We start from the raw sequence: 23,771 nt of genomic DNA, 5'->3' as shown, positions 1-23,771 counted from the left end.
AGTGGGGTCGTGGTCGGTTCAGTTCGTGAAGGGAAGGGGTGCCAACGCGGGAAGCCCGAGGCCGGGTTCCGGCGTGAGGGCCGATGCCAGCAGCTGGCGCGTGTATGGGTGAGCAGGGCGCTCGAAGAGCGTCTCGCGATCGGCGAGTTCGACGATCTGTCCGCGGTACATCACGGCGACACGGTCGGCAAGGTGCTCGACCACGCCGAGATTGTGGCTGATGAACAGATAGCTGAGGCTGAACTCCGTCTTCAGGTCGAGCAGCAGGTTCAGGATCTGCGCCTGTACCGATACGTCGAGCGCGGAGGTCGGCTCGTCGCAGATGAGGATCTCGGGGCGCAGGATCAGCGCGCGCGCGATCGCCACGCGCTGACGCTGGCCGCCGGAGAGCTGCCCTGGATACTGGTCGTGCGTGCGCGCGGGCATGCCTACGAGATCCAGCATGCGACGGACCTCGGTCTGCTGGCTGGCAGCGCTGCCTTCGCCGTGCAGTTTCAGCGGCAGCGCGACGATCTGCGCGACCGTCTTGCGCGGATTCAGCGACGAGTATGGGTCCTGGAAAATCGGCTGGATGCGGCGCGCCATCGCGCGCCGTCCGCGCGGATCGATTTCCCTTCCGCCGATCAGCACGTGGCCACTGGTCGGTTCGAGCAGGCCGAGCAGCATCTTTGCGAGCGTACTCTTGCCGCAGCCCGATTCGCCGACCAGACCGAGGGTCTCGCCGCGGTACAGCCGCAACGATACGTCGTCCACCGCGCGCAGTTGCGTGGCGGAGCCGAACAGCCCGCGCCGTAGCGTGAACGTGCGTGCCAGCGAGATGAGTTCGAGGGCGATGTCGTCGCGCATCACAGCACCTCCGCCAGCGTGGCTGACTGGCCGGCCGCGAGTACGCAGCGCACTCGGTGGCCGCCTTCGATTTCGAGGTAAGGTGGTGGGCGCGTGCACGCGTCACTCGCATGCGCGCAGCGGTTCGCGAACGCGCAGCCCGACGGCTCGCCGAGCAGTGACGGCACGACGCCTGGAATGGCGGTCAGGTGTGTGCCGGGCCGCTGCCGGCCGCGTACCGGGATGCAGTCGAGTAGTCCGCGCGTATACGGATGCGCGGGGCGCGCGAACAACGTGCCGACCGGCGCGGTCTCGACGAGCTTGCCGGCGTACATCACGGCGACGCGGTCGGCGATGCGTGCGACGACGCCTAGGTCGTGCGTGATAAACAACACGGCGGTGCCGAACTCCTGCTGCAGCTCGCGCAGCATGCGCAGTATCTGCGCCTGGATCGTCACGTCGAGCGCGGTGGTCGGCTCGTCGGCGATGATGAGGTCGGGTTCGCACATGAGTGCCATCGCGATCATCACGCGCTGCCGCAGGCCACCCGACAACTGGTGCGGATACTGGCCGAGCCGCTGCGCGGCGCTCGTCATGCCGGTGCGCTCTAGTAGATAGACCGCACGGTCGCGCGCCTGCGCGCGCGTCACGCTGCGATGCTGGCGCAGCGCTTCGACGAGCTGGCTGCCGAGCGTATGCGACGGGTTCAGCGAGGTCATCGGTTCCTGGAAGATCATCGCGATCCGGTTGCCGCGCAGCTTCGCCATCTCGCGGTCGTTCAGGGCGGACAGATCTTGGCCGTCGAGCCGCAGCCGCTGCGCGGTACGCTTGGCCCGGCGGGGCAGCAGCCCCATCAGCGCGAGCGACGTCATCGATTTGCCACAGCCGGATTCGCCGACGAGGCACAGCATCTCGCCACGTGCGATCTCGAGGTCGATGCCGCGCACGGCGCGCAGCGGGCCGTGCGGCGTGGGCAATTCCACCTGCAGATCTTCCACTTCGAGCAGCGCACTCATCACAGGCTCCCTCCGCTACGGCCGTCAGACGCGTTCAGGTCGCGCAGGCCATCGCCGACCAGATTGATCGCGAGCACGAGCACCGCGAGCGCGACACCCGGAATCACAATGACCCACGGCTGGAAGAACATGTACGTCTTGCCCTCGGAGATCATCAGCCCCCACGACGGCAGTGGCGGCGGCACACCAAGTCCGAGAAACGACAGCGCGGCTTCGAGCAGGATTGCGTGGGCCATTTCCAGCGTCAGCACGACGATCAGCGCATTCGCTATGTTCGGCAGCAGCTCGCGCAGCAGGATGTACGGCGTCGAGGCACCGATGGCCTTTGCTGCGGCCATAAATTCCGCGTCGCGCAGTTGCTGGGTGACCGAGCGCGACACGACTGCGAAGCGGTCCCAGATCAGGAAGCCCAGCAGCAGGATGACGGTTTTCAGCGAGGTGCCGATCAGCGCCGACAGCGCGAGCGCGACGAGGATCACGGGCATCGCGAGGCGCGTCGTCAGCACGTAGCTGATTGCGCTGTCCGTGCGGCCGCCGAAGTAGCCGGCCAGCACGCCGAGCGTCGTGCCGATCAGGCCGGACAGTGCGGCCGCGCCGATACCGATCAGAAGCGACACGCGTGCACCGTACAGCAGCCGGCTCAGGTAGTCGCGCCCCAGCTTGTCGGTACCAAGCGGGTGATCCCAGCTCCCATTCGCATGCCATAGGGGCGGAATCAGACGGCTGCCGAGATCCTGCGCATAAGGGTCGTGGGGCGCGAGCCATGGTGCGAGCAGCGCGGCCAGTACGATCGCGCCAAGCAGCACCGCGCCGATCGCGAGGCCGCGATGGCCGACCACTCGCCGCAGCGCACGATGCCAGGCAGGCGCCGGCACGAGCGGGTCGAGCGAGGTGGCGTCGCCGCACGGGGAAGAGAATACTGTCGTCATGGCGAGTCCTCGGGTTAGCCGGCGCGAAGGCGCGGATCGAGCGCGGCGTTCGCCACATCGGCGAGAAAGGTCAGGCCGATGTAGAACATCGCGATCAGCAGGACCACTGCCTGCACGACCGGAAAGTCGCTGCGGCCGATCGCGTCCCACGCGAGCTGGCCGAGTCCCTGCAGCGAAAACACCGACTCGATCACGACCGAGCCGCCGAGCATGAAGCCCAGCTCGACGGCCGTGAGCGCGACCACGGGAATCAGCGCGTTGCGTAACGCGTGGCGGAAGATCACGCGCGCCGGAGACAGCCCCTTTGCGCGCGCGGTGCGGATGTAGTCGGCACCGAGCACATCGAGCATGCCGGCGCGCGTGAGCCGCATCATCGACGGTGTCGCGTAGTAGCCGAGCGCGATCGCGGGCAGCACGAAGTTCTGCCAGTGCGCATTGCCCGCCACCGGCAGCCAGCGTAGCCAGACCGAGAAGACGAGGATCAGCGCGAGGCCGAACCAGAAGCTCGGCATCGCCTGGCCGATGACTGCCACGAACAGCGACAGCCGGTCAATCCACGTGTCGCGGAAGATCGCAGCCAGCACGCCGAGCGGAATCGCGATGACCACGCCCAGCGCGAGCGATACCGCACCTAGCTTCAGCGTGACCGGCAGGCGCTGGCCGATCAGGTCCATCACCGTGTCCTGGAAGAAAAACGAGCGGCCGAAGTCCAGATGCACGGCGTGCCACAACCAATCCAAGTACTGTGCCGGCAGCGGCCGGTTGAGTCCATACTGCGTGCGGATTTCCTCGACCTGCTGCGCCGACGCTTCGGGGCCGGCGATCGAGGTGGCGAGGTCGCCCGACAGATGCAGCAGCGCGAAACTGACGAGTGACACGGTGAAGGCGACTGCGAGCGCAAGCGCAAGGCGGCGGGCGATATAGGCGAGCATGCTCGGCTCCGAGACGTGGGTTACTTCCAGCTGGCTTGATAAAAACGCGGCAGCTCGTCGGGCCACGGCTGGAAGTTCAGGTCCGCCGTGAATGCATAGTTCGTCGAGTACGAGAACAGCGGCGCCCAGTACGCCTGCTCGCTGATGCGTTTCAACGCGGCTGCATAGTGGGCCTTGCGCTCGGCGGGATCGTTCGAGGTATCCGCGATGCCGATGTCCTTCATCACGGCCGGATCCTTCGCGGTGTCGTCGGGGCCGCCCTTGAAGAACGCGCCGAGCGACGCGGAAGCATCGTTGACGGAATACGAACCCCACGCCTGGAACGACATAGGCGTCTTGCCGGCGCGATACGCGGTGCGCAGTGCCGCATACTGCAGGAAATGCAGGTGCGCGACGATGCCAACCTTGCGCAGGTCGCCGATGATCGCTTCCGCGTAGTCGCGCTCGCGGTATGCGTACAGGTCCGTCTCGAATCCATTCGGGTAGCCGGCTTCCTTCAGCAGTTCCCGAGCCTTCGCCGGGTCGTACCCATACTTGACCGCGACGCCCGTATCGCAGCCGAACTGCGTGTGGAAGCACGGCGCGTAGATCGGCTGGCTGCCGCCGCGCACAAGGTCGTTGGCGAGCGCCGCACGATTGACTGCATAGTTGACGGCCTGCCGAACGCGCACGTCCTTGAACGGCGAATTGGGCGCCGACGTGCCCTGGTCGTCCATCGTCAGGAAGCCGATGCGCATCGTCTCGCCGCCGGTGACCGTCATGTTCGGCGTCGCTTTCAGCGATTGTGCCTGGTCGGCCGGCACGCGCCAGATCCAGTCCACGGCGCCCGTCATCAACTGTGCGGCGCGCGTTTCCGGGTCCCGGATCACGACGAAGCGGATCGTGCCAATCTTCGGTTGTCCGAGGGGGCTGCCGCTGAAGTAGTTCGGATTCTTGACGAGCGTTACCCCGCTGCCCGGCTGGATCGACGTGACGCGATAGGGGCCGGTGCCGACCGGCGCCTTGCTGAAGCCTTCCGGACCGACCTTGCGGAAATACGCTTCCGGATAGATCGGCAACGGCCCAGCGAGGTATTGGAGCGCGGCCGGAAACGGCGCTTTGAGCTCGATGCGTACCTGGTAGTCACTGACTTTCTGTGCACTCCTGATCCAGTCCACGTTCTGCCGTGTGATGACTTTCGAGTCCGGCGCGGTCATGTAGTTGAACGTGAACGCAACGTCAGCCGCGGTGAACGGGTCGCCGTTCTGGAACTTGACGTCGTGACGCAGGTCGAGCAGGAGCGAGGTCGGCGATTCCCACTTCCATGCCGTGGCCAGTTCCGGCTTGAATTGACCTGTCGCGGGGTCCTCGTAGATCAGGTTGTCCCAGATCAGATGCGCGAGGATCACCCCTTCGCGCAGGTTGTTCTGATATGCGGACACATTCTCGACTTCGCTGTCCGATGCATAGACCAAGGTGTCGTGCGCCTTGTCCGCGAATGCCTGGGTTGCGCACAGCAGCGACGCGACGGATGAGCAGGCGAAGAGGCGGGCGGCATTCCGGATTCGACCGGCGTGAAGCTTCATGGATAGGTTCCCCGAAACAGGACTTCACTGTTGAACTTGGCAGGCTCGTGTCGAGAGTATCCGGGGAATTTTGTTGCGACTATGATCGAATAAATAACCTTGCGTTGCCGAAACGGCAATTCAGCCGCGGCGCCGGCGGCGCACTTCCGATCCACTGGAGCGGACATGAAACAGCATCACCTGCAGGAAACGGCGCTGCGTTACTTTCTCGACGTCGTTCGTACCGGCTCGGTGAGCGTGTCGTCGGAGCGGCTGAACGTGGCCGGCTCCGCGATCAGCCGCCAGATCGCGGGCCTCGAAAGCGCGCTTGATACGGCGTTGTTCGAGCGCCGCTCGCGCGGCATGATCGCCACCGCGGCGGGGGAAATGCTGGCGGCATACGCATCGCGCGTCGCACTCGAAGCGGACCGCATCGTGCAGGACATCGAGGCGCTGCAAGGGGTGCGGCGCGGCAAGGTTCGCCTTGCTTCGTCGGATGGCGGGGCGATCGAGTTTCTGCCACACGTGATGGCGGCCTTTCGTGCCGATTATCCGGGAATCCATTTCACCCTCGCGGTCAGCGCGCCGGCGGAGGTCACGCGGCGTGTGCGCGAAGGGGATGTCGATATCGGCCTCGTCTTCAGTCGTACCACGCACACCGACATCAAGGTCGCGCATCGCAGCCGCGCGCCGGTGATGGCCGTGATGCGTCGCGGACATCCGCTCGCCCGTTTCGAGCGCGTGAGCCTCGCGCAACTGTGCGGGCACCCGCTTGCGCTGCCCGATACCAACACGACGATACGGCAACTCTTCGACATTGCTGCCAGCCAGCAGCGACTCGTTTTCGAACCGGTGGTCGTCAGCAACTATGCCGAGCCGCTGCACAATCTCGCGGCGCTGACGGACACCGTGTCGATCGCGGCCGAAGTGACGATCCGGCATCGCGCCGCGCGCGGCGAACTGGTCGCGGTGCCGATCCGCGATCGCGGGTTGGGCGAACGGTACATCGAGGTGCAGACGCTGGTCGGCCGCACACTGCCGAAAGCCGTGCAGATTTTCCTCGACTTTCTGTGCGCGCAGCTATAACACGACGCGTCACCGCGCCCGGAGTGCAACTGCTTAGACGGGCCACTCGGTCGTCGACAGGATTTCACGTAACACGATGAAGGTCCAGATCTGCCGCACGCCGGGCAGTAGAGCAGCTTTTTTCGCGTGCAGCCAATTGAAGCTGTCGCTGTCGCGCGTGCGAATCAACATGAAGTGGTCGAATTCCCCGGTCACGACGTGGCATTCCCTATAGCCGGGGATCTTCTGCGCGGCCTTCCCGACTCGGTCACCGAATCCGGCGTCGAGCGGTCCAGTCCGGCCGCTGCGGGACTGCACGAGGAGCGGTTATTTTCATTGCGTATCGACGTTGTTTCGGGACATTCTGGTAGGCAGAAAGTGAAGGTTCGCACCATAAAGTTAGGATTGTGGATTTTTTTGCAACCCGGTCGGGGCAGGATTCCCTACGATTCTGACAGCGCACGTGTGCTCGACGCCATTTACGATCTGATGCTCGAAACAATCACCCGGCGTCGTGCCCAACAGCCTGCTCGGAAGGCCCTGACCTACCTGCGCGAGCAGTGGCCGAAGCTGATCCTTTATGTCGAGCACGGAGACTGGCCCATATCGAACAATGCCTGTGAGAATTCGATCCGTCCGTTTGTGATCGGGCGCCGCGGCTGGCATTTCGCGGACACTGTCGACGGCGCGGCTGCGAGCGCCAGTCTTTACCCTCTCGTCGAAACCTGCAAAGCCTGTCGAATCCATCCGTACCGCTACCTCACCTTGCTGTTCCAGCGACTACCTCTAGCAAAGAACGTCGACGACTACGCCGCGTTGCTTCCGTGGAGCATGTCAGCTCAGTCTGGATGACTTATAGATTTGCGCGTAGGAAGTCCACGACCTCATTGTCGATCTGGCGATGAATCTCCACACGATCGATCCCGGGCGCATCCTGACAGATCAGTGCCGCACTGGCTGCAACCGAGGCCGGACATGGATCAACGAAAACGAAGTGGTTGCCTGGCACGATGTGGACTGCGGGCGGTGTGGGCAAGCCTGACACAACGCCAAGAGAGTTTCTCGCAGAACCAAGATAGCTGTCGTCCTGCGGTCGATAGAGCATCGTCGGTATGCGCACAGCGGACAAGCCAGATGCCTCAAACATCATCGCCAGTGGATCCATCAGCACCAAGGCCTTTAGGCGGCGATCAACGGGCGGTTGCCAGGCTACCAGGTCAGCGGGTACGGCCGCTTTGCCTTGGGTGCCGTGCGCACCATTGCTGGTTGCTGGACGCGGACACGATCCCGGATCATCGTGATCTGCGCAGTACGCACTGGCATACGCAAAATCGGGTTTCGCTCCCGCCAGAATCAGCGCAGTGTAGCCACCGGCTGAGTATCCGATCATGCCAATTCGACCGACATCGGCGCTCGCTGAAAACCGTGGATCCGCGAGGACTGCATTGAGCGCAGCCTCTGCCTGCCGGGGGCGATCAATCAGAATCTGGGCCTGGGATGGCGCTCGGGGATAGCCTGAAGCGTCCCCAACGTGCGTCGGCAAGACGACGATAAATCCGGCGCGAGCCAGAGTTATGGCCAATTCACGGTGGCTGAGGGGACCGCCGCCTCGTCCATGTGAAATCAATACAACGGGGAAGCGGTCATCTGGTACGGGCGAAGCATCGCGCGTCGCCTCAACAGTGAACGGGCCCGCTTGCCACGGAACCTCACGCTCACGCGTAGGGTAAAAGATCAACGTGTTGAAAGGGGCAGCTTCGTTCACCCCCGTGAGCCGGATTACCCCTGCGTTAAAGGCGGCCGGATCAGCCAGCGCGGAACACGTAGATACGGTCGCCAGTACGAGAGGCACTATCCAACGCATGTCACTACTCCTCGTCAGCCAGAATGAGAGGCGAAGGATATCAGAGCGTTCTTACACGTTTGATGACCGAGGGGCGTCGTTTATCGATCGCTTACGGTCAAAGTGAAGCCACAACGTACGCGATCCGGGCGCAAGCACATGGTGACCTGCTGGGAGTGTGGTCTGCGCCCCGGCATTGCTTCCCTTTACCCGGACTTCCAGTTCACCTGCTCAGGCGCCATACGGGAGGACGTTGCCATACTCCTCGCATTCTGCCGAGCGAAGACCATCGGGCGGGCTCGAGGCGGGCGTTCTGGCTGTTTTCTCCGCATACGCTGCTCGAAGGCCGCACGCCGGCAGAGATTTTTATCGACGATCCGGCCCGCGTGATCGCTGCTGCTCGAGAGGAATTCCAGTTCGATCGCGATGCGACATGGTGAATCGCAAACCGGCCACCGCCGGTCGGCAGGATTCCGATACCGCGTTTGCCTGGCACTCTGCGGACCGGGGCTGCGGCACGCCGAGGGTACAACGAGCAGCAGACGGCCTCCTGGCTGATACACTGGCAGCATATTTTCCCTATGCCAATCCATGACCGTGCAACGCATCGAAAACGACCATGAGTACCGACGGGCGCTCAGAACCGCGTCTATGCTGGTTGACCTCGATCCGGCGCCCGGTTCGCCGCATGGCACTGTCAAGTTGAGGTGCGTAGGCTACGTGTCTGTATACCGCGTAGGTATCCTTATCAGATAACTCGTTCGACTGCGGTTGCGGTAGCCCATTTATGCCATGTGGCGAGGCGTTCTTTTAGTATGGCGCGATGACATGCCGCGTTCATCTGATGTCTGGGCAACGCGAAGTGCTGCCGGATCGGGCCGAAGCATGAGAAAAACGCCTGCGTGCGACGCGCGTCACGAAAGCCGCACATCTGGTGTTCGCGCCTGCGGGTTGGCTGGTGGCTGTTCTCGGCGCGGTTGTTCAAGCGAGCAGCCGCTTTGACGAAGACGTGCTTTACCTGAGCGAGTTCAGGAATGTCAGCCTTCGCCGCCGGATAACTGCGCAGTTGATCGGTTACGATCTTGCGCGGCACCGGGTTTGATCGCAGCACCCGCCTGAAGAAGCGCTTCGCGGCGGCCTTATCACGGCGCTTTTGTACCAGCACGTCGAGCTCGGCACCATGCTCGTTGACCGCACGCCACAACAGATACGGCTCGCCTCGCAGTGTCACGAACATCTCGTCAAGGTGCCAGGTGCTGCCCGACTTCCGCCGCACCAGCTTCGCGCACCGGGCGAATCCCGCGCCGAACTTGTCGCACCAGCAGCGGACCGTCTCGTACGTGACCACGACGCCACGCTCAAGCAACAACTCCTCAATGTCGCGCAGGCTCAGGTTGAACCGGAAATACCAGCGAACGGCGCAGCTGATGACAACAGCAGGGAAGCGGTGGCCGTGATAAAGCGATTTCGTCTTGTTCATCGCTTCATTCTACCGTTGTCTGTCCACAAACCTGACACCGCCCGGCATTGCATCGTGATCGACAGCTGGAACTAAATCTGCTGAAAGGCTGCAATGCAAGATCAAGCGAAACTTAGCTCCCGCGCCCGAAGCGCTGTCGATCGCTCATTGGATAGCCCCTGAGAGAATGCTAGGATCGAGATCATCAAGCGCTGGATAGTGGCTCGCCGGATTGTGTGGGGGGCCGTCAGCGGAGGAGGAAAAGGGCGCTCAAGCTAAGGCGGACACGGTCGACATGCCGCTGCCCTTCCTTATGCAGCCGGCTGCAATTTCGCCACTTCCTGAATCAGCCTAAACGCGAATCGTATTGCGTTTGTCGTGACATCTGCCTGAGTTCCCTGTTTCCCTTCTCGGCCGTTGCTCGATGCTTCTTGTGGCTCGCCGGTATCTGCGACTGCCTTTATCCACAGGCAAGAAAAATCCTCGGCAGCTTCATAAAATCCCCACCCTTCCATGTCAAACGCAACCACGTCCTTAGCGAATTGCTGTAGGTATGTGACGATCTCAGCCTTCGGATCTTCAATCTTGACGCTCGCGCTCGCGAGCTTCTTTCCGAAAACAACCTTGAAGTCAAACGCTTCGGTAGAAACCAGTTTTGCTAGTCTCCGCAAGCCCGAATTGCCACGCCCCCCGAGAGGTCTGAATTCAGTACCGTCTTTGGTTGCTCGCTGGTGTTCTAGTGAAAACAGTGCATCTGGAACGACGACCGTGCCCGGCTCCAACCCGGCGTCTGGCATTCCCATACACATGCCCACCATGATGACGTGGTCGGGCTGGATCCCCCTGGTCAAACGTCCAACATCCGTTGAAGCAGATCCGTTCCCTTGTGCGTCCAGCGAGGCCAAGTACCATTGAACACCTGAGCGGTTATCGATAAAGCGCTGAACAGGGTCAAAAGCTTTCCCGTCACCAATCCTGACAATGTGGCTTTCCCGTAGTTGGCTTTCGAGGAATCGCTTTATCGTTGTGAGTTCGATAGGTGCGGCCGCAACACAAAGCACTTTTATTGCATTATTGGATATATTCATAGCTTTCTTGCCTTTTAAATACGCTGGCAGCTTAAATGCATCACTGGTTAGTTCCCAAAGTTTCCGTCCCGACACGCTATCGGAAAAGACAAGCTCCGAATCATTGATTAGTCGATCAATCGTTTGTAAGTCGTGACGGGGAATTTCAAATTTACCCTTCAACATGAATTGAATCGCTGCCGCGAGTTCAAGCATCCCGACAGCGCTCCGGAAACGCCGCTTCATGCCCGCGAGTGAGGGGGCACTGGTCCCTGCAGGAGCATAGAAAACTAAACCCTGTTTATCGGTGAGCAACGAAGTGTTGTCAATCTGATGGTCTCGATTACGCGAAATTAGAGACGCCATCACATTGGAATTCACATCCGCATGCCCAGTGACTATTGCTGCTAACTTCTCGTTCGCAATCAACGGGCTCGCATCATCAGAAGCGATCTGCAGGCATGGCAGGATCCGAAGGCCGTCGCCAGTCGCTTTAGGATGCCTGGTGCCTTGCACGATAACGGAAACGATGAAGCGAACTACCTCGAGCAAACTTGCATGTGACTCAAGCTCAGTCACTCGCTCAAAATCAACGTTATCAGGTGCTTCGAAGTCGTCGCTGTCGGCAGAGATGCACGCGACATTGCCGTATAAGCGTATTGCGAAGTTAACCCTGACCGGCAAAGAAACATCTAATCCGAGGGAAAGAGGAACTACAAAGGGAAACTTCTTCCCGGCGAGTTGATGCCTATGCTTCACTTCCAGCAGGGCGTTATAGAAGACGTGCGTCGGCTCGAGCACCGTTGGCACGAACGTTTCCTTCGCGTTGCTTCCAATTTCTCGAAGCAGCGACTTGCCCGTCCTCTTTTGAAAGATTGGTGGAGCAGATTCGAGGGCTTCTAGCGGGGCGGAACGAGGAATTTCTGACAGGATCTTCCAACGAAGCTGCAGGCGATAAGTCATCCTAGTCTTCCGAAAGGCGGACGGGAGAGGAATCGAACCCCTTCACGGACCTTATGGCCGCGCGGCCGCCATTGGCCCGTCCAGAATGGCAGCAAGATTAGCACAAGTGTTGGTATTAACAAATGCACGCAGACATAGATAGTTCACGACTATCGCTGCACTTGAGAACCATTCGCTAGCGCCGGAGTTCAACACCTGCCGGATCTTGCAGGTGAGCCGCTCTGGCTACTATGCACACCGGCGGACAAAGCCGGGCGCCAAACCTCATCGCGAACAGTTTCACGTGAAGGCCGCGCTCGCCGCCAGCGGGGCGACCTACGGCAACCGTCAGGTGATGCATGCGCTGCGCAGGCAGGCGCTGCGTATCGGTCGCTACCGGGTGCGCGCGCTGATGCGCGAAGCGGGTCCGCACGAGATAGAAGCGCAAGTTCGTCTCGACAACCGACAGCAGACATACTTTACCGGTGGCTGAGAACCTGCTCGGGCGGCAATTTGAGGTGAGCGAACCCAATCGCGCATTGGTGTCGGACATCCTGTTTTTCATGTGAAGGGTAAGCTACCTGACGGTCTGCGGGGCAGGTACTTGGACCGTGGTCCCTAGGCGTAAAAGCATCTGACCCCAATTTCAAAGCCAGATTGAAATGTCGTAGCGCCGGCTATTTACAGATGTCGTGTTTCTGACGTTGGGTCTGGGTCTGTCTTTCATGGTTTGAATCTCACGCAGTGTCGAAGGATGCGGATTGAACGGGCAGGGCGTGTCAGTCCGTTCAGTGAGTGCGTGCGGACCGCTGGCCAGGTGTGGAAGGCGCCTTCGACGGCTGCGCGATCTGCACGATTGCCTGATCCAGATCGTCGCGCGTGAACTCGCGCGGTTTCTTCGTGCCGGGCAGCCGGTCCTTCGCGCGCGGTGCCACGCCCCGGTTGGTACGCGACGGCGAGCCCGAGATGCGCCGGTCATCACGCTGCGCCTGCAGCGCCTGCGCGACCTGTAGCGCGTGAGCCAGCCGCTTGTGGTCGATCACCGCGCCCTGATCGACTTCCGCGAGCTTGTCGTAGCGCCGGCACGCCAGCACCTGACCATCGGCGCGGATCTCGATGCGCCCGTCCGGGTACTCCCAGACGTCGATGTACCGGTGCACCAGCCTGCGGTTATCCGGCGTGTCGTCGAGCAGGTACAGCACGCGGTCATACAGCACGGTCAGCGCCTTCGACACGCGGCGTGTCTCGCGCCAGGTCATCAGCAGGTCCAGATTCTCGTCCGCCCGCAGCGGCCGGTGGGCGTCGAACGCGCTCTTCGGCGGCTTCGCGAAGCGCGCGTTATAGGCCGCCACGAAGCAGGGCGCGTACGCGTTGGCTTGAGCGACCGTGCTGATGCCCTTCAGGCGCAGTTCCTTGACGAGCCGGTCCTGCAGCGTCAGGTGCGCGCGCTCCACGCGTCCCTTGGCCGGGCTGCTGTTGGCACAGAAGGTGTCGATGTTCAGCTCGTACATCGCACGGCCGAAGTGCGTCACGCTGCGGCCCGTCCTGCCGGCCGCCGGGCTGCGGAACACGCTGGCCCTGTCGCTGTAGAACGCGACCGGCTTGCCGTGACGCTCGATGTACGCGCGCGTCGCCTCGAAATAACTGAAGGTCGACTCGGTGGCCGTGAAGTGCAGCGTCATCAGCCGGCTGGTGGCATCGTCGACATACACCAGCAGCGTGCAGGCCGGCGCCCGGTCCTCGAACCAGCGGTGATCGCTGCCGTCGATCTGCACCAGTTCGCCCAGGCAGGCGCGCCGCGCCCGTGGCTGGTAGAGCTTCGGCGGACGCTGTTTGCGCGGCACCCACAGTCCGCCCTCGGTCATCAGTCGCCTGACCGTCTCCTTGGCCAGCCGGATGCCGTGACATTCCTCGAGCTTCTCGCGCGCCAGCGTCGGCCCAAAATCCGCGTAGCGCTCGCGGACGATCGTCAGGGCCCGCACCGCCAGCCCTGCGTCGAGCTTGCGGTTACCCGGTCGGCCACGTCTGCCGGAGGCCACGCCGGACGGCCCACGCTCCCGATACCGGGTCACCAGACGTTCGACCTGGCGCACGGTCAGGCCCAGCCGTTCGGCGGCACGGCCGGGCTTCAGGCCGATCTCAACGATGGCCTGGATAACCTTCAGCCTGTGCAGTTCGCGCATGCTCAGACTCACCAGTGTGGTGTCCGGCTTCATGGCTGGCTCCCGCATGGTTGCAGCACGGTGCCAGCTTGCCAGCGTTCAGAAACACGACATCTGTAAATAGCCAGAACACGACATTAGGATAGAGCCGCTACAGATTTTTTGTTGATAAATTATATTATGTAAAATACATAGTTCCGCAGTCGATGGTTCGGCCACCCAACTCCCTTTGGGCAGTTTCAAGGGCGGGATTCGCGGAGACGAACTATCCAATTGCAGCTCGTTTCAGCGACAGATGCTGATGAGGCGGGACATGGCGAAAATCGCCGTTTCCCGCGCTTAGATTCGCGCTAACCTCTTACCGCCATGTCAACACGGCCGTAGCCGAGTTCGCCGTTGGCCAGTCGCGTTATCTGAATAGTGATCTTTGACAGATGCGTCGCCGGCGTCGCTATCCATCGCATAACCCTTTCCTTTTCTTCACCACCGGGAATATCTTCTTCCGTCTCGTGCTGCTGCAGCAGGTCTTGTATGACCCCTGCTGCGAGATCGGGCACACTCAACAGATCGTCCAGATGGGTTTCCTTGTCGAACGACTTGCCAAATCCAACGGCAGCTAGTTTATGCGGCAGATACATGTCCAGGACGTGACCGAGTATCTGCTGTGTGTGCGTGAAGTCCCTTTTTTTTCCGTCCTCGTTGATCAGGTCTTTGTCACTATACCAAAGCAGTTTTTGGTTCTCATGCGTCAGCAATGCAGCGAATGCCGCGATGATGTTAGTTACCCTAAGCACCTTTTCCGCTGCGGGTCCGGCCCATTCGCCTAGGCCTTTCTCTCGGAGTTCCTCCACCATGATCGGCTGAGCCTGCTTCTTATTCGGGCCAAATACGGTCTGGATACGCTTGTCGACGGCGATTGTGATGAGTGCACCATGAATGAAGCTGTCGATCAACTGGAGGTACTCGGGAAGCGCGCGCGCTTTTGCGCCGGACGCGAGCTTCTTGTATGCGAACTCGCTGTAGCGTTCGAGGAGACCATGCTTCTTTCGCAACTCCCTCACCTTCTTTTCGAATGGCCCGATCTTGTCGTACGCGAGGAAGAGGAACGAGTAGGTAAAAAACAGCGCGCTCTGATGCTCCCCACCGAAGTCCGACATGATCGCGATCTTGGTGTCGTTAGAAAAATCCGGTAGTTCGGGGATCTTTTCTTGAACGATCCAGTTCAGGAGTTGTGAGAAGTATGGGTACTCCTCAGAGATCTTCGGTAATTTGAATGGTCCGCTCTTCCTGATCCTCTTTGGCATGTTTGTGATCACGACGGAAAACTTCGAAGGATCGGGCAGGCCTGCCTCGGCCAATTCCGTCGCAGCACTGATACTAGTTTTTTTGAACGGGGGTTTCATTGACCTTCGCGCGCTTGGATTAAAGTACCCGCACCTAGGACCATAAAAAAACACGGTAATCTAGCTGAGCAGTTTAGCCCATCCTTGACACCCCGCCGACACACCCGACCGGCGGCGACGCGTAGGCGACAGCGAGCACCATCGCTCCGAACCATCAAGCTCACCCGCTCGATAGCCGTAAACGGCTATCCTTTCCCCTTTCAACGAGAAATCCCAGCTACGATGGCCGGACACGTTTATCACCATTATGTGCCACGGTTCTATCTGAGTGGCTGGACGAAAGACCATCGCTTAACTCGGTTTCAATGGGTCCGCGGCAACTTGGACGTGAGAGAGGTGGGCACCAAGCGCATCGCAGGGCAAGACCATTTATACGCGTTGCGCCACGCGCCACATGATCCTCAGTTTGTCGAGCGTGAATTTATGGGGCCGCTGATCGACGATCCGGCCGCGCGCGTCTATGCGCAGATGGTGCGTCCCGGTTGCCAGTTGTCAGCACAACAGCGCAGCGTATGGACGCGGTTCCTGATGTCGTTGCGGGTTCGAACACCGGAAGTCATCGAGCGCGTACGCGCCGACGCGGCGGAGGACCTTCGTAAGCGTTTGATGGAGCAACCTGACGAATATGACGCTCTGCGCGGAGCGCACGATCCCGCGACATTGCACGAGTTTATGGAAAGAGAGCGTCCGGGATTCGTGGCAGATTTTGGCATTCGTATGTTGCCCGATTTGATGAACCATGGACCCATCGCGCGAACAATCTTCCAGATGTACTGGTGGACGCAGAGTTTTGACGGCGCTACCGTGGATCTACTGACCGGCGACAGGCCTTTGATAATCACACCGGCACTTAACGATCGGCATTGCGTGATGGCATTGCCGTTGACCCCGCATCTGGCCTTCTTCGCAACACATAGCTTCGAAGTTGCGAAGAAGGTCGGTGTTGCTCCCGCGAGCCGTTTGGCGCGAGCGCTAAATCATGAGATCGTAAAGTTGGCAGACAAGCAGGTATATGCGGCGAATGAACGTCAAACGAAATTCGTGTGCCGACATTTTGCAAAGCCTTCTGATGAACAGCAAGCGCCACCTTGAAAACGCGCATCGCTGATCCGAAGGGGCGCGGTCCCCTACTCCCTTACCCGAAAAAAATTGTCGCCACGGCAACTCGCTACTTTCCCGCTTGAGTCATCTGCGCGTATTGGTATAGTGCGCCGTGGTCGATTCAGCACAAAATCAGAATGAACGAGATCCAATTCATCAGCGTCAACGGCGCACCCAGTTTTGCCGTGGTGCCGATCGATTTATGGCAACGCCTGTGCGCGTTACCCGACGCTGCCGAGCTGACGCACGCCGTACCTGACGAAATGCGCGACGCGCTGGTGGTGGGGCTGCATCCCCTCAAGGCGTGGCGGCATACTCGGAGAATGACCCATCACGAGCTATCCGCCGCATCAGGCGTGAGCCGCTCATACATTGCCCTCATCGAGACGGACAAGAGAACCGGGACCGTCGAAGTGTTTCAGCAACTCGGGCGTGCGCTCAAGGTGTCGCCCAACGCACTGTGGCGCAGGGACGGCAACCCGCCCCCTCCGCGCCCCGGACGTAAAAAAGCTCCGCAAGACGATTCGTTCGTTGGGACCGTTTCAGATTGATGATGCGCCGCCCTTTGTCGGCGCAAAGACCTGTGCAATGTGCTTGAGCGGCTGGCCGGCCTCGCCGCTTTCGCGCTTGACCTCAATGAAGCCAGACTAAAGCAGGAAACGCGCGCATGTCGCTTCATCGTGCTGTACCTCCACGTATACCGACCTGCCTCCGGGTCTGGTAGATCTCGGTTGATGGCATGCAAGCCCAACGTTATCGCGTGCCAACTTCAAAGCGTCGCGCGAGCAGGCCACGAACCCGCAGTCACAGTGCGGAAAAATTTCTACGTAGAAACCGTTTTAAATAGAACGATCGTTCGAGGGAGATAGAACGGCAATCAGCCAGCTCGATTTCATCTGTACGGTCTTTTATGCCGAGGGAGTGACGCTGGGCATGTCATGGCCACGCATTAAACTTCGGGCTTGCGCCGACCGTTAAAGGCGCAAAGACCACCTGTTCCCCGATCTACCAGACCATGCGGCGCCGCGGCGCGCCTGGCACTCGCCGAAGTGATGCGAAAAGCTTTGAAAACTACCGGCCACGCCCGCAAAGACAAACGCGTCGCCACCATTGCGGTATTCGACGCCCGGACGCCTATCACGCGGACGAGCGACCGTGACTACGGCAATGAAGAGAACACTGCGCTCACGTCGTTCGTGGCCAGCCTTTGGGCGGAGCTGCACTCTTCCGATGTCCGACCCACGCCGCTGTGTCCGCATTGCGGAGCCGCGAGCGCACGCCTGCACCAGAGGCCCACGCAATATCACTCGGTCCCCTACTTCCGCTGTGGCGGGTGCAGGAAGCTGTTCACGAGGCTAACGGGAAGTCCGCTCGCGCGCCTTCGATTTGTGAGCAAGATGCCCGCGTTTTTCCCCCTGTTGTCGCAACCGATTCCGCTCGAGGAGGCCTCTCGTCGCCTGCAAATTGACTATGCCGCGGTATCGAACTGGCTAATGCGTTTTCGCCAGCTGATCGCAGCGCATGATCCGGACGGCCACTGGACATCGCTGGTGAAACTCGGCATCAAGTACCGGCCAGCTGGCGAGTGTCCTAGATGTGGCCGCCGCGGTGTCAAGCTCAACGGCGGGTATAGCGTCGATCAGCGGCGACTCGCGAAGTGCCCCGCCTGTCTCTTCTCCTGGCCGCTGCAGGCGAATTCGTCAGGCGACTGCGTGCCGGTCATGGTCGTTGACGACCTCGCACGAAACGCGGCGGCCCGCCGCCGGCGCGCCGGCCTCGATGCGCCTGACCTCCCGCGCATCGACACTGCGTCCATGAAGCTGCAGCCTCACCTGCCGCCAGATCAGTTATCGAAGCCCGCTCTTTCCGCGGTGGCGGCAGAGCGCTTCGACTTCAGCAGGCCGCTGCGCAACACCAGCACGATCGCGCGGCGCAGCACCGAGGACAAGGCTCTCACGCGGTTTCTGAAAAAGCACATCGACGTCGCCCTGTCGCCCAGTGTCGCGCCACCGGACTGTCCGCACTGCGGCAGCGCCGAGACGCGGCTCATCGGGAAGATGCGCACCGCACCAACGTTACCCCAGTTCCAGTGCAGAGCGTGCGTCCGGTTGTTCACGCGGACCACCAAAACGCCGATGGCGAATATGCTGCGCAAGGACATGCTCTACGCAATTCTCCCGCGCCTATCGCAACACAGAACCCTGAGCGACGCTGCAGAGTCGCTTGGCACAAAGCCGGAGGTCATCAAGTCGTGGGTTCAGCGCTTTCGCGAGTGGTTGCTGGCTCTCGACCCGTCAGGCGATTTCGAGCGCCGGGTGCGGCTCGGTCTAAAAGCACCTGCGCCGCATATCTGGTGCCCGCGTTGCCACAAGATCGGCGCGGCACGCCCGCATGGGTTCAAGCGCACGCGCACCAAAACTGCCGCGCAGATTAGACGCCGCTTGTTCCGCTGCACCCTTTGTCATGGGTTCTTCGACGTAGCTGTCGACTCCCTCTGACCCCCGACGTGAGAAGATTGTGAACTGGAAAAATCAAACCGTTATAGTGCTACCCAACCTATCATGGCTGATTCCAAAACTCCCCTTGAGCATTTCTTAGGCTGGTTTGCTACCGTCCCACCAGATCATCAAGTGGATATCGCGACTGTTGCCTCGTTCCTTCCAGGCTTCGCATCCGTGCAGCATGTCGACGACCCCAGCCAGATTCCGAATCGATTCGTTGAGATCGTGCGTTCATACATAACAACCAAATCCAAGTTGAGCGAAAAGGCGATGTCGATCACCCTTCATTACTATGTCGGCCCAGAAATCGTAGAAAAGCGAGCGGCATCTGACTGGCGAGCCGGGCAGGCCGCCCTCCGTGAGGTGATGGACACCCTCGGATACCAAGACGACGATCCCCAGCTTCAGTCCGGTGTCAACGCTGCCGAGTTCCGTCATCGCCAATGGATTGCGACGCGCGATAAGTGGCGGAGCCTTGTAGCCGGGCCTTTCTCCATCGAGGCCATTGGACGTTTCGCCGAGCGGGATTGACCGAAGAGTATCAAGTGATCTCGGAGACCGAAAATAATGACTGAAACAATCACGGTCGTGATCGTCGCGGCTCTCGCGGCATATGTCGGCAGCGTCTATGCGTCCTCTCGTCACGGACGGATGAAGGCACCGGAGACGACTGCACAGGCGTACCGCGACATGATCGCCGCCCTCCTCGAGCTTCGACGTGCATATCTGGACATAAGCACGTTCACGCTTTCAGGTGGCAACGCCCCCGAAGAGACAGTCCGTGCCATGAGTCGGGCCAACACTGACGCCTGGAAGGTCCAACGTAGTTCCGCGTTTCTGTTCTCCGAGAAAGAACTCGCCCTCATGGAGAACGCAATCGACGCCCTAAGACGCCCCGCTGATGAGCGCGTCGCGGAGGCGGATAAGGCCATTGATGCCCTTCGGCAATCGGCCAGTCGGCTCTTCCGCCAGTCTTAGTCGTCAGTAGCAGTCAGTCATCCGCATCGATCGCCGGCGCACCACCACCCCGGACCCGACTCTGCCACTCTAGATCACCCCCGTAGCCCATAGTGTCGCCGCGACGCCCGCTGCCGCAATAGCCGTAGACCGCAATAAAACCGTCAACGTTGCGACAATAAATGTGTCACTCCACGACGGCCGGACTCGACGAGGACCGCGAACGCTTGCTGGGCAAAGACTTGAGCTGAGCGAAATAAAAGTGTCACCGGCGAGCGGCTCGTCTCGACGTCATCCGGCAGAGTGCGGCCATGACCGGCCGGTCGAGGTAGCCATCCATTTTGCATAGTCGAGGTTCAGTCTGCTCCCGCTCAATGGCCGCTTTCCGGCGAGCGGATTGCCGGTTGCACTGCCTCGATGCGGCCAACGCCGGCCATTGGCTCACGCTGTCACACGGACATTCGAACGGCGGCTCCGCGCAGACAACGGACCGTCGTGTGCGTCGGTCTTTACGGACGGTCCCGTTTCGCGGGCAATGGGCAGCCAGCACCGCGACGTGGATGCTTCCAAGGGGCGACGGGATCAACGTAACCGTTGGCGGCCTTTCGGCTGGAAAGGCCCGGGCGTTCGTCAGTGTCGGCCATCAGTCACTTCACTACTTGTGAGACGCCGATGATGACGATGTTGTCGGCCAACATATGGGACCGCGCATGCGGTCCCGTCGCTCGCGCCGCGTCATACCCGGCATAAGCGTCAGCCTGCAGAATGCCTTCCGAAAGGATGTGTAGGTTTGAATCCCGGCAAATTACTGGTCGAGCGTCGTCTGAATTGCCCAGCGATGTAGCTCAGCCGCGATTCCAAACGAGGTCGGGGTCGCTTCTGCACGGAAGACGAATCCGCGTTAGGAAGCCTTGAACTTGGCATAAGCTTGAATTTTCCGACGAGGAAACGAGGAGGCTTCTGTCTATCATGAAACAAGCAAGCGGATTGGACGCGGATCACGGGTTGCGCTGCAAAACGTTGAACGTCGCATTCACCAATGGCGGGCAGAATCCAGCTCAGGGACTTCGGCTCGTGATGCCTACAGGTACCACTGATGTGCAGGCTGCGGGCTGCGACGACCTCGGAGTGAACCAGTCGATACTAATAAGTGCTCCATCTGTCGCGGTCATTCCGGCGTGCGCGCAGTTGGCCACGATCGGCGACAACGATCCCAAGGGATGGGTCGTCGAACTAAAAAGGTGCGTCCTTGGACAAGCCTCGCGAGAATCGTTTTTAGCGGTCCCAAAATGGTCCAGGTTTTGGGATCCGTTCCTGCGCGAGGTCGCGGACACATTGAGTGCCTTGCATGTTGTGAAGCTCATCGACGCTGCCTGCGCAGACGCTTTCGCCGACGTCATTTCGGTACACATCGCTCTTAACTACGGGCTCTGGGCTGGTGCGGCCATGCCAGATACGCCTCTTACGCGTCAAATGCTGATTCGCATTGAAGCCTTCGTTCATGAGCACATCACCGAAACCATTTTGGTCGGGCAACTCGCAGTGCTGGTGGACATGAGTGCATCACACTTTTCACGCGCCTTCAAAACGGCGACGGGCAGCCCGCCGCATCGGTACGTGATACTCGAACGGATGAAGTTTGCCAAGACAATATTGCGCGATGAGACCGTCCCCCTAGTTGACGTTGCCGCGCGCACGGGATTTCAAACTCAGCAGCATTTCACCGACGTGTTTCATCGATACACCGGTGTGACGCCGCGCGCATACCGACTTGCCAACCGAAAAGTCGGTAGCTGATTCATTTTGCGAGGCCTCGCATGTCGTCGGACTAGCAGGCTCACAGGTCGAGGAATATCAGATAAGAATAGAATATGGTTTCCAACGTGAACATCGGGAGGTCGTCGTGATGGCAACCCCACATCGTGTTGACGTCGATGTCCCGAGCGTCATCGCAAGCGGATCGCCATACGACGTCGACCAGTTTCTGGTTTCGACGTTGTGGGGGCCGTGCGGAGATACGTTGCCGCCGCTCGTTGTTCTGGGATGGGTCAGAACGCTGCGCGAACGTGGAGAGGCGTTTGCGTCGCATTATTCTACGTGCCACTACTGGCTATATGAGCACACGCGCCATCTTCCTGCTCTGCTCGACGCATGGAAGGCGGAACAACACGCCCGGTCGGCTGCCGCCCGGAGCGTTGCCACGTTACAAAAGCAACGCGCACTCTTTAAACGCCTTACCCGCGAAGGCAAGGACACCGCCTGGGTGGGCGCAGTTCTAGAATCGATGGAATTGTTCTGCCGAGTGTACGGCGATGTCTGGGAGATGCACCTCGCCGCCTTAGATCGAAGGCTCCAGCAGGCCGAACCAGACGAACTCTAGATGACGACGACTGCCGTCCTCAAGGACATGTCTTGATCCAGCTCGTGCTCCCGTCGTAGGGTTTTATATCAACAGGAAACGCGCCTAAAAAACTGCGTTTGGATTGGAGTCCGGCGCTTCGGCTGACACAGGCAGTTGAGACTGGCGATGATTCCCGCCGCCTCCATTCTTCCCGGTGGCGCTCTTCAGGGACGGACCGCTCGTCAAGTGTGGAACAAGATCGGCGGACTACGTCCGCAGTGGCTTCGAGTAATGAGTCGACCCGGTAGTAAGGATGACCGCTGCACCTCTGAAAGCGGCCATCCGGACATTTTGGGGTGTGTAAGACCGCTCAGGGTCGATTTGCTGCGTTCGCCGTCGGCGCGCGATCGGCGAAGGCGACGAATGCGTACAGTCGGCCAGGAACCGCCGTTCGGCGAGCGATTCGCTCAGACATTTGAATGTCCGGCTTCTCTCACGTAGGAGTCGCTCGCTCCACTTTCGTTGTCGTCAGTGGCCGCAGGTCGTTGCGTTTCGCGCGGCGAAGGTACGTCTGTGTGCCTACACATCTTCCATGTACGCCACATCGTCATTCTCTGATCTGTCGATAGGCAGCGCGAAAGCGTCTACTCGTCGCATACGGGTCTTATTGATCAAAAGCCGGGTGACATCGGGGCGGGAGTAGTGGCCGGCAGGATCGGCGGCGTTCTTGGCCACGACAATGGTGGCAAGATCAATATCCGCGTACAGGATACCTTCACTATCCTCCGGCAGCTTCGTAACCAGCGCGCTTCCGTCAGGCCCGTAGATGACAGCATGACCACCACCAACGTGGTTTAAGTCACGCTTTTCGGGGGTGTCGCACAACTCGTCGATCATCGCTTTGGACACGACTGCGCAAGGTGCCAGCACAAAGCACGACCCTTCCACCGCATAAATTCTGCTTGCGGCATTGTTGACTTCGCTTCCGAGCGCCGGGGCAAAAGGCTCATAGTTAGAAAAGCTTGGCCACGATGCGACGTGCACCTGTTCATTCTGCGCATACATTGCGTATTTTGACAGTGGCTGCAGATGCTCCCAGCAGCACAACGCCCCTATCCTTCCCAGACCCTCAACCTGATGCACTGCCAGATCCGAACCATCGCCCTCGCCGAATACGGCGCGCTCGACGTGAGTGGGGCGCAGCTTGCGGCGCGCAGCGATGGTCCTGCCGTCCGCGCCAATAATCCACTGCCCCATATAAAGGCTACTGCCGCTTCGCTCAGAAACGCCGACGACCGCGGTGATCCCGGCCTGCCGGACTGCGGTGCTGAGCCGGGAAGCCTCCGGCCCGTCGTAGTCCAGCGAGTTGTCGAAGTACCTCTGTACGAAGCCCTGGCTTACCTGCCACGCGTGCGCGCCCATCCAGATATGCCATGGATAGCCGGGTAACCAGGTCTCCGGGAAGGAGATCAGGCTGGCGCCGTTGCCGGCGGCCTCGTTGATCAGCTCAATGGTCTTGTCGATGCCGGCGTCAAGATCGAGCCAGACTGGAGTGGCCTGAACAACAGCGACTTTATATTTCGGATGAACGAGAGGCATGGCAATCCATTCCTGGAAGTTGGCGAAGCCGAGCCGACTTCAATTGATTCGTGGGGAAGAACACGCCTGAACCGCGCGCCACGCT

General features: G+C 60.4%; 21 protein-coding genes and 1 pseudogene. 10 read left to right on the top strand and 12 right to left on the bottom strand.

The window, feature by feature from the left end:
• Positions 1–18 precede the first annotated feature (18 nt).
• From C2L66_RS39540 to C2L66_RS39520, 5 genes are read right to left on the bottom strand one after another with little or no spacing between them, the layout of a single operon-like run.
• Positions 19–846, bottom strand: coding sequence for an ATP-binding cassette domain-containing protein (locus tag C2L66_RS39540; RefSeq protein ID WP_060611060.1), 828 nt, complete (start codon positions 844–846; stop codon positions 19–21).
• Positions 846–1,841: an ABC transporter ATP-binding protein gene (locus C2L66_RS39535; RefSeq protein WP_060611058.1), complete on the bottom strand. Its 996-nt coding sequence runs from the start codon at positions 1,839–1,841 to the stop codon at positions 846–848. Before C2L66_RS39535 ends, C2L66_RS39540 begins: the two co-directional genes overlap by 1 nt.
• A complete protein-coding gene (locus C2L66_RS39530; protein WP_060611056.1) occupies positions 1,841–2,770 on the bottom strand; it encodes an ABC transporter permease in 930 nt (309 codons plus the stop codon). Before C2L66_RS39530 ends, C2L66_RS39535 begins: the two co-directional genes overlap by 1 nt.
• A 14-nt stretch (positions 2,771–2,784) precedes the next feature.
• Positions 2,785–3,702 (bottom strand): ABC transporter permease, encoded by a 918-nt coding sequence (locus C2L66_RS39525; protein WP_060611054.1) that lies wholly within the window; start codon positions 3,700–3,702, stop codon positions 2,785–2,787.
• A gap of 20 nt (positions 3,703–3,722) precedes the next feature.
• Positions 3,723–5,267 carry an ABC transporter substrate-binding protein gene (locus C2L66_RS39520; RefSeq protein ID WP_060611052.1) on the bottom strand — a complete coding sequence of 515 codons (1,545 nt, stop codon included), beginning with the start codon at positions 5,265–5,267 and terminating at the stop codon, positions 3,723–3,725.
• 165 nt (positions 5,268–5,432) lie between these two features.
• On the opposite strand from C2L66_RS39520, the gene C2L66_RS39515 reads away from it, so the two are divergent.
• Positions 5,433–6,332 (top strand): LysR family transcriptional regulator, encoded by a 900-nt coding sequence (locus C2L66_RS39515; RefSeq protein WP_060611051.1) that lies wholly within the window; start codon positions 5,433–5,435, stop codon positions 6,330–6,332.
• A 33-nt stretch (positions 6,333–6,365) separates the two neighbouring features.
• Here C2L66_RS39515 and C2L66_RS39510 read toward each other — a convergent pair.
• A pseudogene (locus C2L66_RS39510) lies at positions 6,366–6,607 on the bottom strand (Lrp/AsnC family transcriptional regulator); the annotation flags it as partial.
• An 82-nt stretch (positions 6,608–6,689) separates the two neighbouring features.
• Between C2L66_RS39510 and C2L66_RS39505 the strand changes: the two are divergent.
• Positions 6,690–7,163, top strand: a complete 474-nt coding sequence (locus C2L66_RS39505) for an IS66 family transposase (protein ID WP_063803421.1) — start codon at positions 6,690–6,692, stop codon at positions 7,161–7,163.
• A gap of 1 nt (position 7,164) precedes the next feature.
• On the opposite strand, the gene C2L66_RS39500 is transcribed toward C2L66_RS39505, so the two are convergent.
• The 3 genes from C2L66_RS39500 to C2L66_RS39485 form a co-directional block, all read right to left on the bottom strand.
• Complete coding sequence (locus C2L66_RS39500; RefSeq protein ID WP_060611048.1) at positions 7,165–8,175, bottom strand: alpha/beta hydrolase family protein; 1,011 nt, start codon at positions 8,173–8,175, stop codon at positions 7,165–7,167.
• A 727-nt stretch (positions 8,176–8,902) separates the two neighbouring features.
• Positions 8,903–9,634, bottom strand: coding sequence for an IS6 family transposase (locus tag C2L66_RS39490; protein ID WP_060611046.1), 732 nt, complete (start codon positions 9,632–9,634; stop codon positions 8,903–8,905).
• Positions 9,635–9,924: 290 nt separating this feature from the next.
• A complete protein-coding gene (locus C2L66_RS39485; protein WP_060611044.1) occupies positions 9,925–11,643 on the bottom strand; it encodes a phosphorylase family protein in 1,719 nt (572 codons plus the stop codon).
• A gap of 283 nt (positions 11,644–11,926) precedes the next feature.
• Here C2L66_RS39485 and C2L66_RS41115 point away from each other — a divergent pair, with 283 nt between their 5' ends.
• On the top strand, positions 11,927–12,115 hold the full coding sequence (locus C2L66_RS41115) for an IS3 family transposase (RefSeq protein ID WP_158512210.1): 189 nt from the start codon (positions 11,927–11,929) through the stop codon (positions 12,113–12,115).
• Between the two features lie 295 nt (positions 12,116–12,410).
• On the opposite strand, the gene C2L66_RS39475 is transcribed toward C2L66_RS41115, so the two are convergent.
• Together C2L66_RS39475 and C2L66_RS39470 are read right to left on the bottom strand one after the other, a co-directional pair.
• Positions 12,411–13,838 (bottom strand): ISNCY family transposase, encoded by a 1,428-nt coding sequence (locus C2L66_RS39475; protein WP_060611041.1) that lies wholly within the window; start codon positions 13,836–13,838, stop codon positions 12,411–12,413.
• 296 nt (positions 13,839–14,134) lie between these two features.
• Positions 14,135–15,187: a hypothetical protein gene (locus C2L66_RS39470; protein WP_060611039.1), complete on the bottom strand. Its 1,053-nt coding sequence runs from the start codon at positions 15,185–15,187 to the stop codon at positions 14,135–14,137.
• Positions 15,188–15,409: 222 nt separating this feature from the next.
• Here C2L66_RS39470 and C2L66_RS39465 point away from each other — a divergent pair, with 222 nt between their 5' ends.
• From C2L66_RS39465 to C2L66_RS39435, 7 genes are all read left to right on the top strand, one after another.
• Positions 15,410–16,279 carry a DUF4238 domain-containing protein gene (locus C2L66_RS39465; RefSeq protein WP_060611037.1) on the top strand — a complete coding sequence of 290 codons (870 nt, stop codon included), beginning with the start codon at positions 15,410–15,412 and terminating at the stop codon, positions 16,277–16,279.
• Positions 16,280–16,425: 146 nt separating this feature from the next.
• Entirely contained in the window at positions 16,426–16,839 is a 414-nt protein-coding gene (locus tag C2L66_RS39460; RefSeq protein ID WP_060611035.1) for a helix-turn-helix domain-containing protein, read from the top strand.
• 513 nt (positions 16,840–17,352) lie between these two features.
• A complete protein-coding gene (locus C2L66_RS39455) occupies positions 17,353–18,786 on the top strand; it encodes a DUF746 domain-containing protein (RefSeq protein ID WP_158512209.1) in 1,434 nt (477 codons plus the stop codon).
• Between the two features lie 63 nt (positions 18,787–18,849).
• The gene (locus tag C2L66_RS39450; protein WP_060611031.1) at positions 18,850–19,320 is read left to right on the top strand and encodes a hypothetical protein; all 471 of its coding nucleotides are present in this window, start codon (positions 18,850–18,852) and stop codon (positions 19,318–19,320) included.
• A 36-nt stretch (positions 19,321–19,356) separates the two neighbouring features.
• Positions 19,357–19,767: a hypothetical protein gene (locus tag C2L66_RS39445; protein WP_060611029.1), complete on the top strand. Its 411-nt coding sequence runs from the start codon at positions 19,357–19,359 to the stop codon at positions 19,765–19,767.
• Between the two features lie 948 nt (positions 19,768–20,715).
• Positions 20,716–21,543 carry a helix-turn-helix domain-containing protein gene (locus tag C2L66_RS39440; RefSeq protein ID WP_060611027.1) on the top strand — a complete coding sequence of 276 codons (828 nt, stop codon included), beginning with the start codon at positions 20,716–20,718 and terminating at the stop codon, positions 21,541–21,543.
• The gene (locus C2L66_RS39435; protein ID WP_148654675.1) at positions 21,518–22,126 is read left to right on the top strand and encodes a hypothetical protein; all 609 of its coding nucleotides are present in this window, start codon (positions 21,518–21,520) and stop codon (positions 22,124–22,126) included. The genes C2L66_RS39440 and C2L66_RS39435 overlap by 26 nt, the downstream gene beginning before the upstream one ends.
• Positions 22,127–22,666: 540 nt before the next feature.
• Here C2L66_RS39435 and C2L66_RS39430 read toward each other — a convergent pair.
• Entirely contained in the window at positions 22,667–23,686 is a 1,020-nt protein-coding gene (locus C2L66_RS39430; RefSeq protein ID WP_060611023.1) for a carbon-nitrogen hydrolase family protein, read from the bottom strand.
• Positions 23,687–23,771 lie beyond the last annotated feature (85 nt).

It is taken from the genome of Paraburkholderia caribensis (assembly GCF_002902945.1).
In the GTDB taxonomy this organism is placed as follows: domain Bacteria; phylum Pseudomonadota; class Gammaproteobacteria; order Burkholderiales; family Burkholderiaceae; genus Paraburkholderia; species Paraburkholderia caribensis.
The sequence above is the reverse complement of the archived record's forward strand: the minus strand, read 5'-3'. Positions and strand labels throughout refer to the sequence as shown.

Bases quoted from the DNA above. Each gene is read 5' to 3' on its own strand.
- C2L66_RS39540 (WP_060611060.1), bottom strand. From the start codon at position 846: ATGCGCGACGACATCGCCCTCGAACTCATCTCGCTGGCACGCACGTTC.
- C2L66_RS39535 (WP_060611058.1), bottom strand. From the start codon at position 1,841: ATGAGTGCGCTGCTCGAAGTGGAAGATCTGCAGGTGGAATTGCCCACG.
- C2L66_RS39530 (WP_060611056.1), bottom strand. From the start codon at position 2,770: ATGACGACAGTATTCTCTTCCCCGTGCGGCGACGCCACCTCGCTCGAC.
- C2L66_RS39525 (WP_060611054.1), bottom strand. From the start codon at position 3,702: ATGCTCGCCTATATCGCCCGCCGCCTTGCGCTTGCGCTCGCAGTCGCC.
- C2L66_RS39520 (WP_060611052.1), bottom strand. From the start codon at position 5,267: ATGAAGCTTCACGCCGGTCGAATCCGGAATGCCGCCCGCCTCTTCGCC.
- C2L66_RS39515 (WP_060611051.1), top strand. From the start codon at position 5,433: ATGAAACAGCATCACCTGCAGGAAACGGCGCTGCGTTACTTTCTCGAC.
- C2L66_RS39500 (WP_060611048.1), bottom strand. From the start codon at position 8,175: ATGCGTTGGATAGTGCCTCTCGTACTGGCGACCGTATCTACGTGTTCC.
- C2L66_RS39490 (WP_060611046.1), bottom strand. From the start codon at position 9,634: ATGAACAAGACGAAATCGCTTTATCACGGCCACCGCTTCCCTGCTGTT.
- C2L66_RS39485 (WP_060611044.1), bottom strand. From the start codon at position 11,643: ATGACTTATCGCCTGCAGCTTCGTTGGAAGATCCTGTCAGAAATTCCT.
- C2L66_RS39475 (WP_060611041.1), bottom strand. From the start codon at position 13,838: ATGAAGCCGGACACCACACTGGTGAGTCTGAGCATGCGCGAACTGCAC.
- C2L66_RS39470 (WP_060611039.1), bottom strand. From the start codon at position 15,187: ATGAAACCCCCGTTCAAAAAAACTAGTATCAGTGCTGCGACGGAATTG.
- C2L66_RS39465 (WP_060611037.1), top strand. From the start codon at position 15,410: ATGGCCGGACACGTTTATCACCATTATGTGCCACGGTTCTATCTGAGT.
- C2L66_RS39460 (WP_060611035.1), top strand. From the start codon at position 16,426: ATGAACGAGATCCAATTCATCAGCGTCAACGGCGCACCCAGTTTTGCC.
- C2L66_RS39450 (WP_060611031.1), top strand. From the start codon at position 18,850: ATGGCTGATTCCAAAACTCCCCTTGAGCATTTCTTAGGCTGGTTTGCT.
- C2L66_RS39445 (WP_060611029.1), top strand. From the start codon at position 19,357: ATGACTGAAACAATCACGGTCGTGATCGTCGCGGCTCTCGCGGCATAT.
- C2L66_RS39440 (WP_060611027.1), top strand. From the start codon at position 20,716: ATGAAACAAGCAAGCGGATTGGACGCGGATCACGGGTTGCGCTGCAAA.
- C2L66_RS39430 (WP_060611023.1), bottom strand. From the start codon at position 23,686: ATGCCTCTCGTTCATCCGAAATATAAAGTCGCTGTTGTTCAGGCCACT.